This is a genomic window from Pseudomonas paraveronii (assembly GCF_963681955.1).
In the GTDB taxonomy this organism is placed as follows: domain Bacteria; phylum Pseudomonadota; class Gammaproteobacteria; order Pseudomonadales; family Pseudomonadaceae; genus Aquipseudomonas; species Aquipseudomonas paraveronii.
Genome location: NZ_OY817130.1, coordinates 4244029 through 4257550, shown reverse-complemented (window position 1 = coordinate 4257550; position 13522 = coordinate 4244029). Strand labels below are relative to the sequence as shown.

Sequence of the window (13522 nt, the reverse complement as noted above, 5' to 3'; positions counted from 1 at the left end):
GGTTGGCCTCAAGGTCGATCAAACACAATGACTGGGTGAGAAATGCGGGCTTGGTGATTTGTCTCATTAAACCTCCTCGTATCTGCTCATCGTAGAGATCGCCTCGCGCCATTCCGGAAACAGTTCAATGGCCAGCGCTTGCATGGTTTTCAGCGCTGATGGCGAGCGCCGTTGGCGTGACTGGCGAGTCTCGATTCGGTGGACCGGTAGGCCAAGGGAGGCGGCATTGAGATAAGCCACTCGGTCTGGAACTATGGTGTCTAGAACCGAGATATTGATAGCCTCGGCGAAGGTCTCGCGCAGGCCTCGGATGATCATCCGGGTGTCCACTCGAATGCCATTTACCTGGTTCAGTAGTAGTCTCAAGGGTGGTGGTGTAATGCCTAGGTGGCGGAATGGTTCGAGTTCGCTGAGTAGCTTCAAGGTGCCACGACGCAGTTCGCGGGCAGCGAGCATTTCGGGTGTGATGGGAGATAGGGCGAGATCGGAGGCCAGTATGGCCATTTCCAGCAGTACGCTGCGCGCGCCTTGGGTGTCGATCAGCAGCAGGTCGTAACTGGGGCGGAAGGCGTCCAGCAGATTGCGCAGACGCAGTCGCCCATCAGGGGCATGCAGCAACAAGGTGCTCAGTCGGCCTTGATCATCGTTGGAGAGGATCAGGTCGAGACCAACAACCGCAGTTGTGGAAATTATCTGTGCAGGATCTGTCAGGTTGAGCGCAATGAACTCGTACACACCGGCGATAGCCTCGTGGCTCAATGCGTAATAGCTGGAGAGAGTCGGTTGGCTATCCAAGTCCAGCAGCAGGACTCGCAGACCAGCATCTGCCAGAAGACCACCAAGGTTGGCGGCCACTGTTGTTTTGCCCACGCCACCCTTGGTGGAAACCACCGATACCACACGCATGACATCAGGCCTGCTGACCCAAGCGTTCAACGACCCACCGCTCGATCTCCAGCGAGTCCCAGCCGACGGCGCGCAGTCCAATGCGTTTGGCTTGGGGGAATTTGCCTTCCTTCATCAGGTTATAGATGTGCGCGCGCTTGAAACCGGTTTTTCGCTCCACTTCGTCGCGACGCATGATGTGGCGTTCCGTCTGTCGTTGAGGTTCTTCAGCGATGGTTGAGGTTTGGCTGAACATGATGGTCACTCCTGGCGTCGATTGGCGCGTGATGGGAAGTGACCTGAATTGAATAGAAGAAAAGCCTGAGAGTCATTGCACTGCAAGTCAGGACATTGCAGTGCAATGCGATGGGTCAGGTGGTTTTTTTAAGGCTGCGGTTGGCTGCAGCAAACTTCGCGTCCAGCGTCCGTTTACTGAGGCCGGGAATGTCATTGTGGCGTGCGGTCACAGCATCGACGATTGCGGATTGGCTCCTGAACACGGAGAGAGGCTTGCCCGCAGGTGACGAGCTCAAGAAGGTGTTGAGCAAGGCGCCGATGATCTGCAGGTAGGTTTGTTCGCTTCGCTCGCTGAGCTGCCCCTGAGTAGTTACCAACGATTTAAGGCTTTCCTGCTCAAGTCCCAGCGTCCGAAGGTCAGCTACGACATCTTGGAGCTGACGTTGCAGAGTATCCCGCTCTCGCAGGAGTACATCCCGTTCCGCCTGGAGTGCAAAGTAAACACCCAGGCTGATTTTATCTCGAGTGTCGTCGTCAGACTCGAATAGAAAATCGGGCCTCTGACCAGGGTAGTAGATCTGCATCCAATGACGCAGATCCGAATGTCGAACCGTCAACAGAGTGAGGTCCACGGGGGTACCCCGGGGAACCGAGATACCGAAACATCCGTACGGTAATTCGCCATTGCGGATGGCGTCATAAATTATTTCGGTATTGATTTGTAGGCATGGCCACTGGGGAAACAGGAGTCTGAGTTCTTCTGGGCAGGACCAAGCTGCCTGTACTATTTGCGTTTCAAAACGAATGAGATTGCACCAACGCAATGCTGCGTCGATGGGCCGATAGAACGTTTTTGCCTGCGGATTAAAGTAGGTCGAAGACATGTGCGAACGGACCTCCATTTCTGGTGGATAGGCCTCTCGCGAAACATCTCTACTTCGCCTACCTGCCGGGAAGCAGTGGCAGTGGCTGTTTTATTCGGATTTTTTGTTCGATGAGGTCATTCCATCTATCAGTTCCTAAAGTGGTGCTTATGTTTTTGTTTAAAGCTTCGTCCCAGGCAGGCGGGGCGGGATCTCATCTCAGATTGATTTATCAGCTCAGGGCGAAAGTGGATCCTTTGAAGCAGACCATCATTTTCGTAATGCGTTCACACCACCAACTCGAGATAGCGAGCGTGGCAACACGCTCTTGTTTCGCTCAAGGTAGTTGTCTAGTTGGTGGTGTGGTCAAAATTGACCCGCGAAGCCGCGCTAGATGCGAGAGGGAATAGGGGGGGGATAGGAGTATTTCTATGTCAAACCTAAAATGTATAAAAGTGTTTCAGCATAGGAAGGAGCAGTGATTGCAAAGGACTTTGTCAGCGACTAATGGGTATGCCGATGAGTTGTCTCGGGCGGCCTAGCGCATGGCCGCACGCCGTATTGGCTAATACCCGTCCCCAGTTTGTCTTCGTGCCCAGGGGAAGCGCCCAGACCCGAGCATTACGGCCTAATCTGTCTGGAGGCCGGTACCGACTGTGACGCTAGGACTCCGTCACCATCGCCATCGCGCAGGAGTGCCAACACTAACTGGTATGCTTCTTGGCGTCGCAGATAATGTGCTCGGCGGCGGGACAGTAGCATGGAGTTCAAGGAAGGGCGGCGATGGATCGATCGGCTCACTGGCAGGAAAAGTTGTTTATTGCTCTCTGTGACCCTTTGCGTTGGGAAGATACGCAGGGAGTTGCTTGCGTCAGAAATGCATGAATTCGCTCGTCTATCGAATGGGCCACATTGAAGCGTATCCAGGGCACCACGCGAGCATTCGGCATGAACAGCTGTCCAGGTGCGAGCAGAATTTTTTCATCCTTGGCCTTTATGGCGAGCTGGGTAGAGTCCTCAATCAGCGGATGGCGTGCCCACAGAAACAGCCCCGCATAAGGCTTGGCAAACACTTCCATGCCCACCGCTTCCAATTGATGAACGACGGTTTCGTGGGCCCGGATCAGGTTGCTTTGCAACTGTTTGACATGTTTTCGATGCCGTCCTTGCAATAACACATCGAGTACCAGTTCTTCGGCGATGGCCGAGGTGGTCAGGCCGCTGACCATCTTCAGGGGGACCAACTCATCGATCAACTCATGATGCGCGGCGATAAAGCCGACGCGCAATGCTGGGGCGATCGTCTTGGAAAAACTACCGATGTAGATAACTCGCGCCAACTGATCCATGCCGGCCAGCGTTTGCTGGCCGGAAGGATCCAGGTCCGCATAAATATCATTCTCGACAATCAGGAAGTCGTACTTTTCCGCCAGTTGCAGGAGTCGATGGACGATAGCCAGCGACAGGCTGGTGCCGGTGGGGCATTGCAGACGAGTATTGGTGAAGAACACCTTGGGGCGGTTAAGACGGATAAGATCTTCCAGCACTTCGAGGTCAATGCCGTCGCGTGTTCGTGGAACGCCGAGCAGCCTGGCGCCTTGTAGGTGCAGGTTGAGGAACAAGTTATGATAACCCGGTTCGTCGACCAGCACGGCGTCGCCGGGTTGCACCAGGTAGCGCACCATTAGATCCAGCGCGTGGCTGCCACCGCTGGTCAACATGATCTGCTCGGGGTGTGCATCAATGCGTGTATCCACCAATTTTTCAGCCAGCTTGGCTCTTAATCTTGCACAGCCCTTGGCGTGCCCGTAGCTGGAAAACTCCTCTGATTCCCTCCGACTCAGCGCACGCAGACTGCGCCGCAGTCCATCGTGATCGGTCCATTGCTCGGGTAGCAGACCTATCCCTGGTCGTAACTCCATGCCTATTGGCTGGAAGACTTTCTGCAGCAGCAGATAAGCATCGAAATCAAATTCATTGTCCTGTTCACTCGTAGTCAGGGCTGGTTCTGTCAATGCGCCTTCAGACACGTTGCGCACGTAGAAGCCGGAGTTGCGCACCGGCGTCAGATAGCCGAGCGCGACCAGCCGATCGTAAGCCTCGACAGCGGTGAAGTGGCTGACTTTGTGAGTCTGGGCGAATTTGCGAATCGACGGCAATTTGCTGCCCGGCCGCAACCGCTTCTCTTTTATCGCCAGACTGATCCCCGTAACGATCTGGCTGACCAGAGAAATATGCGAGCTGGAATCCAATAACATCATAAAAACAACCGTCCAAACGTGGTGTTCTTCAGTGACTGTACCGGCAAAAAGACCAGAACAGCGATGGAGTCTCGGTGCATGTTTTGTTCATGGTGGGCAGGGGGAAGAGAAGGCAAGATCACCTCATTGCCGGCGCGCTTTTGCACCCAAAAACATACCATGAACAAGGATGCGTAATGCACGATATCAGCTATCCAATCGACCCAGATGGGGTCTCTAGCGAGGAATGGCGAACCCGATGCGATCTGGCTGCCCTTTATCGGCTGCTAGCACACTTTCGCATGACGGATCTCATCGATACCCACATCTCTGCGCGAGTGCCAGGCGAAGAGGGGCACTTTCTGATTAACCGTTACGGAGTGTTGTTTCATGAAATGCGTGCTTCCGATCTGATCAAGATCGATCACAAGGGCAATGCCGTGGACGAGCATTTCAGCCCCGAGAGTATCAATCGTGCGGGTTTCAATATCCATTCGGCCATTCACGCCGCACGCCCGGATGTAGCTTGTGTCGTGCATACCCATACGTCGGCGGGAATTGCCGTATCAGCACAGGAGCAGGGGTTGCTTCCGGTCAGCCAGCACGCACTGAAGTTTTACCAACGGCTCGGTTATCACGACTACGAGGGCATCGCGTTGAATCCAGAGGAGGGCGCCCGACTGGTTCGCGACCTCGGGCCGCACATGGCGATGATCCTGCGAAATCATGGTCTGCTCGCCGCCGGCCGCTCTATCGCCGAGGCGTTTAATCAGATCTATTTTCTGGAGCGTGCCTGTCAGGCTCAGATTCAGGCGTTGTCCGGCAACCGACCATTGAGAATTCCATCGGAGGCCGTCTGCAATTTGACCGCACAGCAGTCTGACGACGAGATTGACCAACAATTCCATCAGTTGGCCTGGACTTCCGCATTGCGGTTGATTGCCGGTGATCCACTGGACTACCGGAGCTGAAGGACAACTGCCGTTCAGGCCGTTGCCAATAACAAGTGTCAATGACCCAGGTTTCTCCCGTGTGAGGCTTGGGTCTGCAGTCAGTGATCGTCCCGAACACTGATTGGCGTGTATTTCAAATCTGCCAAAACCAATAATCCCAGAGGTAGACATGAAAATTAAAGCAATTGCGGTCTCGTTGCTCAGCGCTCTTGCATCGAGTGCGATGGCGGGCGAAATGACCGTTATATCCTTTGGTGGCGTGAGTAAGGACGTACAGTCGGAGGCCTTCTACAAGCCCTTCGTAAAGGCCACTGGCAGCAAGGTGGTGGCAGGTGAGTACAATGGTGAAATGGGCCGTATCAAAGTCATGGTCGACACCAACAGTGTCAATTGGGATGCCGTGCAAGTTGAAGGGCCGGAGCTGATTCGTGGCTGTGACGAGGGATTGTTTGAACATCTAGACGCCTCCCGGTTTGGCAGTCCTTCAGACTTCGTGCCGGGAACCTTCTCGGAATGCGGTGCCGGTCTGTTGGTGTGGTCGATGGCTCTGGCTTACAACACCGACAAATTCAAGGTCGCCCCCACCGGTTGGAACGATTTCTGGGATGTACAGAAATTTCCTGGCAAGCGCAGCCTGAGGAAAGGGGCCAAGTACACGCTGGAAGCGGCATTGATGGCCGATGGAGTGTCCTATGAGGACATCTATAAAGTGTTGGCTACTAAAGAGGGGGTTGAGCGAGCGTTCCATAAGCTGGACCAGATTAAACCAGACATTCAATGGTGGGAGGCCGGTGCGCAGCCAATGCAGTTCCTTGCCAGTGGCGATGTGGTCATGAGCACCGCGTTCAATGGCAGGGTATTCGCGGCACAGGAATCGGGCGCCCATGTTCAGGTCGTGTGGAAGGGGAGCATCTATGCCATCGACTCATGGGCGATTCCGAAGGGAAGTAAAAATAAAAGTCTGGCCGAGCAGTTCATCGCGTTTTCCCTGCGCCCGGAAAACCAGAAGATTCACACTGAAAAGCTCGGTTACGGTTCAACCAACGAGCGAACAGCAGCCTTGCTTGACCCTGCCTTGGCCGCTCGGCTTAACACTGCCCCGGACAACCTAGCGCAGGCGATGCCGATCGACAGTGAATTCTGGGTTAACCACGGTGAAGAGCTTGAGCAGCGCTTCAACGCCTGGGTGGCTAAAGCGAACTGACACGATGAGTTGTTTGGTGGTGCATCAAGCTATCTGTCACTTGTCGCTCACCCCGTATGCCTAAAAGCCGCAACGTGACGTAGGCAGCCTTTCTGTCTGATGGAGGCTTCAGGCCCGTGCCAATAGGGTCCTCGACGTTGAATAATGAGCCCACTTGCTGCTCACTCTCATCCGTCTTAGAGAAGAAAGCCTACGCCAATGCTTACTTCGATATGGAGTGGCTAGAGTCAGCTGACGGATCTTAGGTGAGTATCAGGTTGAGCGCAGGATGGACTTTATTACCAAGTGTTTTATCGCGGCCTTTCCAGTAGGTATAGGCCGCATCATAATCATAATTCACGTGGACGATTTCTGTTCCACAGAAGCATTTCCATGTCTGTCCAGCTAGTGTTCAGTCTCAGATAAAACGTTCTCTTTCATAGTGCCGTCCATGGCTTCTCGGGCGCGTTGGATCTTGCGCAAGATATCTTCACCTTTCGCGCTCCAGACGTACCGGTAGGGCTGAGCGTTATGCAGCGCTAAAAACGTGGTAATTGAGCTGGCCAGTTCACGTGTGGAGCTGAAGCTGCCGTCGCGTAAGTAAACGGTGATATCCCGGAAAAAGCGTTCAACCATATTCATCCAGGAGCTTGAGGTCTGGGTGAAGTGCAGATGGAATCGAGGATGCCGCTTGAGCCATTCCTTGACCACGGGATGCTTGTGGGTGGCGTAGTTATCCACGATCAAATGCAGCTGCAGGCCTTTGGGTGTTTCCCGGTTGATCTTTTTCAAGAAGGCCAACCACTCCTGATGCCGATGCTGTGTCTCGATGCTGCTGATCAGTCGACCTTGCAGATAGTCCATGGCGGCGAACAGCGTTAGCGTGCCGTGGCGGACATAGTCATGGGTTTGCGTGCGGATATGGCCGATGCCCAATGGCAAGCCTGGCTGCGTGCGTTGCAGAGCTTGAACCTGGCTCTTTTCATCGCAGCAAAGCACCAGCGCTTTATCAGGTGGCGCCAGGTACAGCCCGATAACGTCCCAGAATTTTTCTTCGAAGTGAGGGTCATTGGACAGCTTGAAAGTGCGGGTCAGGTGCGGCTTGATGTCGTTGGCAGCCCAGATCCGCTGAACGCTGGCCGGCGAAATACCGGCGACACGCGCCATGCTACGACAGCTCCAGCGAGGCTGACCGATACGCGGTTGAGTGACCTGCTCAAGCGTTCGCTTCAAGGCTTCGGCAGGCAATGATGGCTTGCGACCTCGCCCCGGCAGATCCATCAAACCTTGAAGGCGCAGTGCTTGAAAACGCTTGCACCAACGAGTGACAGAAACCACGGAGAGGCCAGTCAACACAGCGATTTCGTTACGTGAGTGACCTTGAGCGGCTAGCAAGATTACGCGTGCTCGACGACCGTCGCGTTGGCTGATGGTGGCAGACCGAACTCGTCGGTTCAGCTCAACCTGCTCGTTGTCACTGAGCACGATGTCTTGAGAATTCATAGCAGCACTCCACGTCACGGCTGACCATGGAAGAGTAGCTCAAGTGGGATATTTATTTTTGAGACGGAACACTAGGCACGGATGCACATGCCCTCGCCGCGAAGGAAATCAATAACTCCTGTAGTTCTAGCGACATTGGCAACCTTAGCGTTTGATGTGGCTATATTTGAGGACAGGATGGACTGAGAAAGAACAGGCCTTAGTGAAGCTATTGATAAATGGAAAAGCCTTAAAATCTGTCAGTCAAGTCAGTAGTTGCAAGCATTTGTTGGAAACTCTCCAGGAAGATCGCTTCCGCTTGGGTTTGTTTCTGTTCTCGGTTCCATAACAGATAGACATTTACGTCAATGACACCGTCCCACGGTGGTAGACGCCAGAATTTTCCTGCTTGCACGTCAGTAGCGAGAATATGTTCTGGAAGACAGCCAATGCCGTAACCAGAGTCAACTAGGCGGAGGATTTCGTCCAGGCTTGTGGAGGAGGCGACGATGCGTCCGGTGAAGTCCTGCTGATCACGGAACACGGTGAGAGGGGACAGGTTCCCACCTAACTGGTCACTGGTGAAACTGACGAAGTTCTCGCTCCGCAAGTCTGCTAGAGCGAGGTTGTCTCGACCGAACAATCGGTGTCGCCTGCCACAGAAAAAGGCGTATCGCTGCTGTAGGATAACTCGTTGCTCAAGCCGGGGTTGTGGGGTGCGACATAGGCTCAAGCCGAACGATGCGGTTTTTTGCAACAGTGCGCTGATTACGTCGGAACTTCGCAAAACATCAACTTCGAGCTCCACCTGCGGGTACTCATCGTGAAATCGTGCCAGAAATTCGTCGTAGCAACGCGATTGTATTCGGCTGATGGTCAGAATGCGTACTTTGCCTATTATCGTTTCGACGGGCGTATCGAGGGCTGGTCCCAAACGTGACACGGTTCCGTAAAGCTCGGCAGCGATATGCATGACTTCTTCACCTGTTTTGGACAGGCTGATGCGTGGTCCCTTGCGTACCACCAATGAAACCTCCAACTGTTCCTCAAGCCTTCTCAAGGCTTGACTGATGGCCGGCTGACTCAAATGAAGGCGTGCGGCTGCCCGGCTGATACTGCCTTCCTGGCCGATTACCAAGAATGTGCGCAGCAGATTCCAGTCCAGGCGGTCGTTGAGAAAACGCTTGGCTTCAGGGTTTCTAACTGGTGTGACCACTCGAGTTGTCATTATTTCCTGTGCTTATACTGGAGTATTTAGATTAGAAGCTTTTTGTAACATAGGTGTTGACGCATGATCTAGCCACGCACCGCTAGAGTGCGATCGGTTTCAGTGCAGAACACTACCTTACTCCTGCCAAAAATTTCACAATCTCCCAGGAGCCCCCGATGACGAGCAATACTTCAACGCCACGACGTGCGGCGGCGGCGGCCTTTATCGGCACCACCATTGAATTCTATGACTTCTATATCTACGCCTTCGCAGCGGCTCTAGTGCTGGGGCAGTTGTTCTTCCCCAGTGATAATCCAACACTGAGCACGATGGCCGCCTTCGGTAGCTTTGCGGTCGGTTTCATAGCGCGTCCTTTCGCAGGTATGGTTTTCGGGCATCTTGGTGATCGGCTCGGGCGCAAGAAGATGCTCCTTGTCACCATGGCTCTGATGGGGATCGCGACTAGTTGTATAGGTCTACTACCCACCTACGCTCAAGCGGGCATTTGGGGACCTGCTGGGCTGATCTTTTTGCGTTTATTGCAGGGTATTTCAGTCGGTGGTGAGTGGGGCGGTGCTGTACTCATGGCCAGTGAACACGCACCCAAGGGACGGAAGGTGTTCTTCGCTTCATTCGCACAGTGGGGTAGTCCTGCTGGGTTACTGCTGGCATTGATTGCGTTCCGCTGTATCAGTGAGATGGAGCACGATGTTTTGATGAGCTGGGGGTGGCGCATTCCATTCCTGATGAGCGGCGTGCTGATGATTGTCGGGCTGGCCATTCGTTTTGGTGTGCCGGAGTCACCGGAGTTCGCCGAGGTCAAGGAAAGCGATCAAACCTCAAAACGCCCAGTGTCGGAGGTCATTCGCAATAGTTGGAGAAACATTCTTTTCGCTGCGTTGGCGGTAACGATTGGTTCGGCCGGTTTCTTTTTCACCAACACTTTCATGATTACGTATGTCACACAGTATCTGAGCATTTCCAAGACCACGATCTTGGACTGCTTGTTCGTAGTCACTGTTTTGCAATTCCTCTCCCAACCCTGTTCTGCCCTTCTAGCTGAGCGCGTAGGTGAGGGGCGTTTTCTGAAGTGGGTGGCTTCGCTTTGTATTTTGGTGCCGTACCCTATGTTTATGCTGGTGCAGACAGGCAATCTTTTCTACATGACTGCCGGTATTGCCTTGGCCGTAGTGCTGCTAGCAGCCTTGTATGCAGTTATTGCTGGTTATATGGCTGAAGCATTCCCCGCTCGTGTGCGTTACTCCGGCATCTCGATTTCTTATCAATTGGGTAGTGCTGTGACCGGTGGCACCACGCCTATGTTGGGTACTTTCCTAGCGGGCCACTTTGCAGGTCAGTGGTGGCCGTTAGCGATGTTCTTCAGCTTCCTCGCCTTGATGTCGTTGATCGGTGTCACGGGGCTTGCTCATCTACGTGAGACAGCTTCAAAGACTGTCGCACTATCTTCTTCAGAAGGAGTCGCTTAATGACTAACTCAGTAGCTATGTCGGATAGCGAATGGCAATCGCGTTGTGACCTTGCAGCGTTGTATCGATTGGTAGCCTATTACCGTATGACTGACCTGATTGACACGCACATTACCTTACGCGTACCAGGGCCGGACCGTCATTTTTTGATCAATCGTTATGGTGTGGCCTTTGAAAAGATGCGTGCCAGTGATCTGGTGCTGATCGATCTGGACGGCAAGGTGGTCGACAGCAGTTACAACGGCGGGGATGTGAACGTTGCCGGGTTCGTTATTCATTCGGCGATTCACAAAGCACGCCCGGACCTGCATTGCATTATTCACACCCATACTGCAGCAGGTATGGCGGTGGCGGCTCAACGCGATGGTTTACTGCCGCTGACCCAGCATGCGCTGAAGTTCTATGGGAACTTGGCTTATCACGCCTACGAAGGTATTGCGCTGTCGTTGCAAGAGCGCGAGCGCTTGGTCGCTGACCTAGGTTCGCACAAGGCGATGATCTTGCGTAACCATGGTTTGCTAGCGGCCGGTGGTAGCGTGGCGGCGGCGTTCCACGAAATTTACTTTCTGGAGCGTGCCTGCCAAGCGCAGATTCAGGCGATGTCGGCGGGTGTGGCTTTGAATATTCCCAGTGAAGAGGTATGCCGACATACCGCCGCGCAATTTGGCCGCGACGGTATCGACGGCATCATTGGCATGGCCTGGAAGGCGGCGCTCAGTCTGATTGACGAGCAACGCGCTGACTGGTGCCGTTGACCATGACCAATCTCGTATTGCTGTGTCAGGATCCTGCGCTGACCGATTGGCTAGCTGCGCTGTTTACCCAGCATGCGCCACATTTGCGAGTGCTACGCCCGGATGATGAAGGTGCGCAGCAGGCGCAGGTGGCGGTGTGTTGGTTCCCTCCGGCGGGTAGCCTTGGCGCTTTGCCGCAGTTACGTCTGGTGCATTCAATTGGTTCGGGCGTCGATCATCTGGCCCAGGACACGTCGCGTGATGCGTTGGTGCCGGTGTGTCGGGTGGTCGATCCCGATCACATCCAAGGCATGAGTGAGTACGTGCACTGGGGCGTGCTGCACTTTCACCGTGGTTTCGATCAGGTCATCACCGGCAACATCACACAACGCTGGAGGCGGCCGGAACAGCGGCGGGCGCAGGACTTCAAAGTTGGCGTGATGGGCTTGGGGGCAATTGGTGCTCCCGTGGCTGTGCGTCTGGCCGAGGCAGGTTATGACGTGCGCGGTTGGGCGCGTACACCACGGGGAATCAATGGCGTGACGACGTTCGGGGGGCAGACTTCGCTGCACGTATTTCTGGAAGACCTAGACGTGTTGGTCAACCTGCTACCGCTGACCGCCGCCACCCAGGGTTTGCTGGGACACGAAGTGTTCCAACGTATGGCCAAAGGCGCTGCGCTGATCAATTGCGGCCGTGGCCAGCACGTCAACCAGCAGGATTTACGAGAGGCGCTAGCGGGTGGACACCTGCGGGGCGCGTTGCTGGATGTATTCGAGCAGGAGCCTCTGCCCGCTGATTCGCCATTGTGGGAAACGCTTGGTGTCTGGGTAACACCGCACATGGCATCTGTTGCGTCAGACGCCTGCATCGCCCAACAGGTCGCCGACAACGTCGCACGTCTGGAAACGGGGTTGGCATTGAACAACCCGATCGATCCCACCCTGGGTTATTGACGGGGCAGATTATTAATCGCTGTGAGCACATGACATCGCCAACTGGCGAGACACGCTCCGTATGAGTTGCCTTTGCAAGAGGTCATCAATGAAAACGTTTTTCCATCCAGCTCAACGCCTACACCATCCACGTTCGTACCTGTCACGCGGGCAAATGCGCGAGCCACAGGAACTGCCGGCCCGCGTAGATCCGTTGCTTGCGGTTGTCCAGCAGTTGGGCTACCCGCTGATTGAACCAGACGATTACGGCCAGAAACCGCTGGCGGCAGTGCACAGCCTTGCTTACCTGGACTATCTGAGCACTGCTTACCAGCAATGGCATGAAGTGCCGGACGATTGGGGCGATGAAGTGATGTCCAATATCTACATTCGCGAAGGCAACCCGTTGCGCGGCATCCTCGGTAAGACCGCCCGCTATCTGGCTGATGGCAGTTGCCCGATTGGCGCACACACTTGGCAGGCGGCCTACTGGTCGGCGCAAAGTGCGGTTGCCGCCGCCCGGGCGGTGATTGATGGCGAGCCTGCTGCCTATGCTTTGTGTCGCCCGCCTGGGCACCACGCTCGTGAAGAAGGCGCGGGTGGTTTCTGCTTCCTGAATAACGCCGCTATTGCAGCTCAGGAGTTGAGAAGCAGGTTCGGCAAGGTCGCGATCTTGGACACCGACATGCATCACGGTCAGGGCATCCAGGAGATTTTCTACGAGCGCGACGACGTACTGTATGTCTCGATTCATGGCGACCCCACCAACTTCTACCCGGTGGTGGCCGGATTCGACGACGAGACCGGTACGGGGCGCGGTGAAGGTTTCAACCTGAATCTGCCGATGGCGCATGGTTCCAGTGAGGCGGATTTCTTCGCCTGTATGGACCAGGCCGAAGTCGCACTGCGTGCGTTCGCTCCTGACGTATTGGTGCTTTCGTTGGGCTTCGATATCTATGAAAACGACCCGCAATCCAAGGTTTCGGTGACCCACGAAGGCTTTAGGTTGCTGGGGCAACGTATCAAGGATTTGGGGCTGCCGTGCGTGGTAGTGCAGGAGGGTGGCTACGACATTGCGACTCTCGATGAAAACGCTTCAAGGTTCTTCAATGGCATAAGCGGTTCTCGATAAACGTAATTTGTTCAGGCAGTGACCCGCTGTCATTGCCTGGGCGTGCTGCTAAGTAAATAAACATGAAAAGGGTGCGACTTGTGCTGTGGCATAAGTTAGCGACCAGGTAGAACTATGCCTGATCCACAAGATACCCGGTTAATAACAATAAATCTTCATTCTGCCGCTCTAATCATAGGCA

12 protein-coding genes are annotated in these 13522 nt (G+C 54.5%); 6 read left to right on the top strand and 6 right to left on the bottom strand.

What is annotated here, in order from left to right; translation table 11 throughout:
• Positions 1 to 66: 66 nt before the first annotated feature.
• From U5A08_RS19490 to U5A08_RS19475, 4 genes are all read right to left on the bottom strand, one after another.
• Positions 67 to 906, bottom strand: a complete 840-nt coding sequence (locus U5A08_RS19490; protein WP_321848129.1) for a ParA family protein — start codon at positions 904 to 906, stop codon at positions 67 to 69.
• Between the two features lie 4 nt (positions 907 to 910).
• Positions 911 to 1141, bottom strand: coding sequence for an AlpA family phage regulatory protein (locus tag U5A08_RS19485; RefSeq protein WP_275969314.1), 231 nt, complete (start codon positions 1139 to 1141; stop codon positions 911 to 913).
• A 115-nt stretch (positions 1142 to 1256) separates the two neighbouring features.
• Complete coding sequence (locus U5A08_RS19480) at positions 1257 to 2006, bottom strand: hypothetical protein (protein ID WP_275969313.1); 750 nt, start codon at positions 2004 to 2006, stop codon at positions 1257 to 1259.
• Positions 2007 to 2782: 776 nt separating this feature from the next.
• Positions 2783 to 4246: an aminotransferase-like domain-containing protein gene (locus tag U5A08_RS19475; protein ID WP_321848127.1), complete on the bottom strand. Its 1464-nt coding sequence runs from the start codon at positions 4244 to 4246 to the stop codon at positions 2783 to 2785.
• Positions 4247 to 4422: 176 nt separating this feature from the next.
• On the opposite strand from U5A08_RS19475, the gene U5A08_RS19470 reads away from it, so the two are divergent.
• Complete coding sequence (locus tag U5A08_RS19470) at positions 4423 to 5196, top strand: class II aldolase/adducin family protein (RefSeq protein WP_321848125.1); 774 nt, start codon at positions 4423 to 4425, stop codon at positions 5194 to 5196.
• A gap of 151 nt (positions 5197 to 5347) precedes the next feature.
• Entirely contained in the window at positions 5348 to 6382 is a 1035-nt protein-coding gene (locus U5A08_RS19465; protein WP_321848123.1) for an ABC transporter substrate-binding protein, read from the top strand.
• A 384-nt stretch (positions 6383 to 6766) separates the two neighbouring features.
• On the opposite strand, the gene U5A08_RS19460 is transcribed toward U5A08_RS19465, so the two are convergent.
• Both U5A08_RS19460 and U5A08_RS19455 read right to left on the bottom strand, forming a co-directional pair.
• A complete protein-coding gene (locus U5A08_RS19460) occupies positions 6767 to 7864 on the bottom strand; it encodes an IS630 family transposase (protein ID WP_321848122.1) in 1098 nt (365 codons plus the stop codon).
• Positions 7865 to 8093: 229 nt separating this feature from the next.
• On the bottom strand, positions 8094 to 9071 hold the full coding sequence (locus U5A08_RS19455) for a LysR family transcriptional regulator (RefSeq protein ID WP_321848120.1): 978 nt from the start codon (positions 9069 to 9071) through the stop codon (positions 8094 to 8096).
• Positions 9072 to 9229: 158 nt separating this feature from the next.
• Here U5A08_RS19455 and U5A08_RS19450 point away from each other — a divergent pair, with 158 nt between their 5' ends.
• The 4 genes from U5A08_RS19450 (at position 9230) to U5A08_RS19435 (ending at position 13341) form a co-directional block, all read left to right on the top strand.
• A complete protein-coding gene (locus tag U5A08_RS19450) occupies positions 9230 to 10540 on the top strand; it encodes an MFS transporter (RefSeq protein ID WP_321848119.1) in 1311 nt (436 codons plus the stop codon).
• Positions 10540 to 11295 (top strand): class II aldolase/adducin family protein, encoded by a 756-nt coding sequence (locus U5A08_RS19445; protein WP_321848117.1) that lies wholly within the window; start codon positions 10540 to 10542, stop codon positions 11293 to 11295. Before U5A08_RS19450 ends, U5A08_RS19445 begins: the two co-directional genes overlap by 1 nt.
• Positions 11296 to 11297: 2 nt before the next feature.
• Complete coding sequence (locus tag U5A08_RS19440; protein WP_321848115.1) at positions 11298 to 12230, top strand: 2-hydroxyacid dehydrogenase; 933 nt, start codon at positions 11298 to 11300, stop codon at positions 12228 to 12230.
• A gap of 88 nt (positions 12231 to 12318) precedes the next feature.
• The gene (locus U5A08_RS19435; RefSeq protein WP_321848114.1) at positions 12319 to 13341 is read left to right on the top strand and encodes a histone deacetylase family protein; all 1023 of its coding nucleotides are present in this window, start codon (positions 12319 to 12321) and stop codon (positions 13339 to 13341) included.
• The last annotated feature ends 181 nt before the right edge of the window (positions 13342 to 13522 follow it).

Coding starts and splice junctions, on each gene's coding strand:
- U5A08_RS19490 (WP_321848129.1), bottom strand. CDS start 906: ATGCGTGTGGTATCGGTGGTTTCCACCAAGGGTGGCGTGGGCAAAACA.
- U5A08_RS19485 (WP_275969314.1), bottom strand. CDS start 1,141: ATGTTCAGCCAAACCTCAACCATCGCTGAAGAACCTCAACGACAGACG.
- U5A08_RS19480 (WP_275969313.1), bottom strand. CDS start 2,006: ATGTCTTCGACCTACTTTAATCCGCAGGCAAAAACGTTCTATCGGCCC.
- U5A08_RS19475 (WP_321848127.1), bottom strand. CDS start 4,246: ATGATGTTATTGGATTCCAGCTCGCATATTTCTCTGGTCAGCCAGATC.
- U5A08_RS19470 (WP_321848125.1), top strand. CDS start 4,423: ATGCACGATATCAGCTATCCAATCGACCCAGATGGGGTCTCTAGCGAG.
- U5A08_RS19465 (WP_321848123.1), top strand. CDS start 5,348: ATGAAAATTAAAGCAATTGCGGTCTCGTTGCTCAGCGCTCTTGCATCG.
- U5A08_RS19460 (WP_321848122.1), bottom strand. CDS start 7,864: ATGAATTCTCAAGACATCGTGCTCAGTGACAACGAGCAGGTTGAGCTG.
- U5A08_RS19455 (WP_321848120.1), bottom strand. CDS start 9,071: ATGACAACTCGAGTGGTCACACCAGTTAGAAACCCTGAAGCCAAGCGT.
- U5A08_RS19450 (WP_321848119.1), top strand. CDS start 9,230: ATGACGAGCAATACTTCAACGCCACGACGTGCGGCGGCGGCGGCCTTT.
- U5A08_RS19445 (WP_321848117.1), top strand. CDS start 10,540: ATGACTAACTCAGTAGCTATGTCGGATAGCGAATGGCAATCGCGTTGT.
- U5A08_RS19440 (WP_321848115.1), top strand. CDS start 11,298: ATGACCAATCTCGTATTGCTGTGTCAGGATCCTGCGCTGACCGATTGG.
- U5A08_RS19435 (WP_321848114.1), top strand. CDS start 12,319: ATGAAAACGTTTTTCCATCCAGCTCAACGCCTACACCATCCACGTTCG.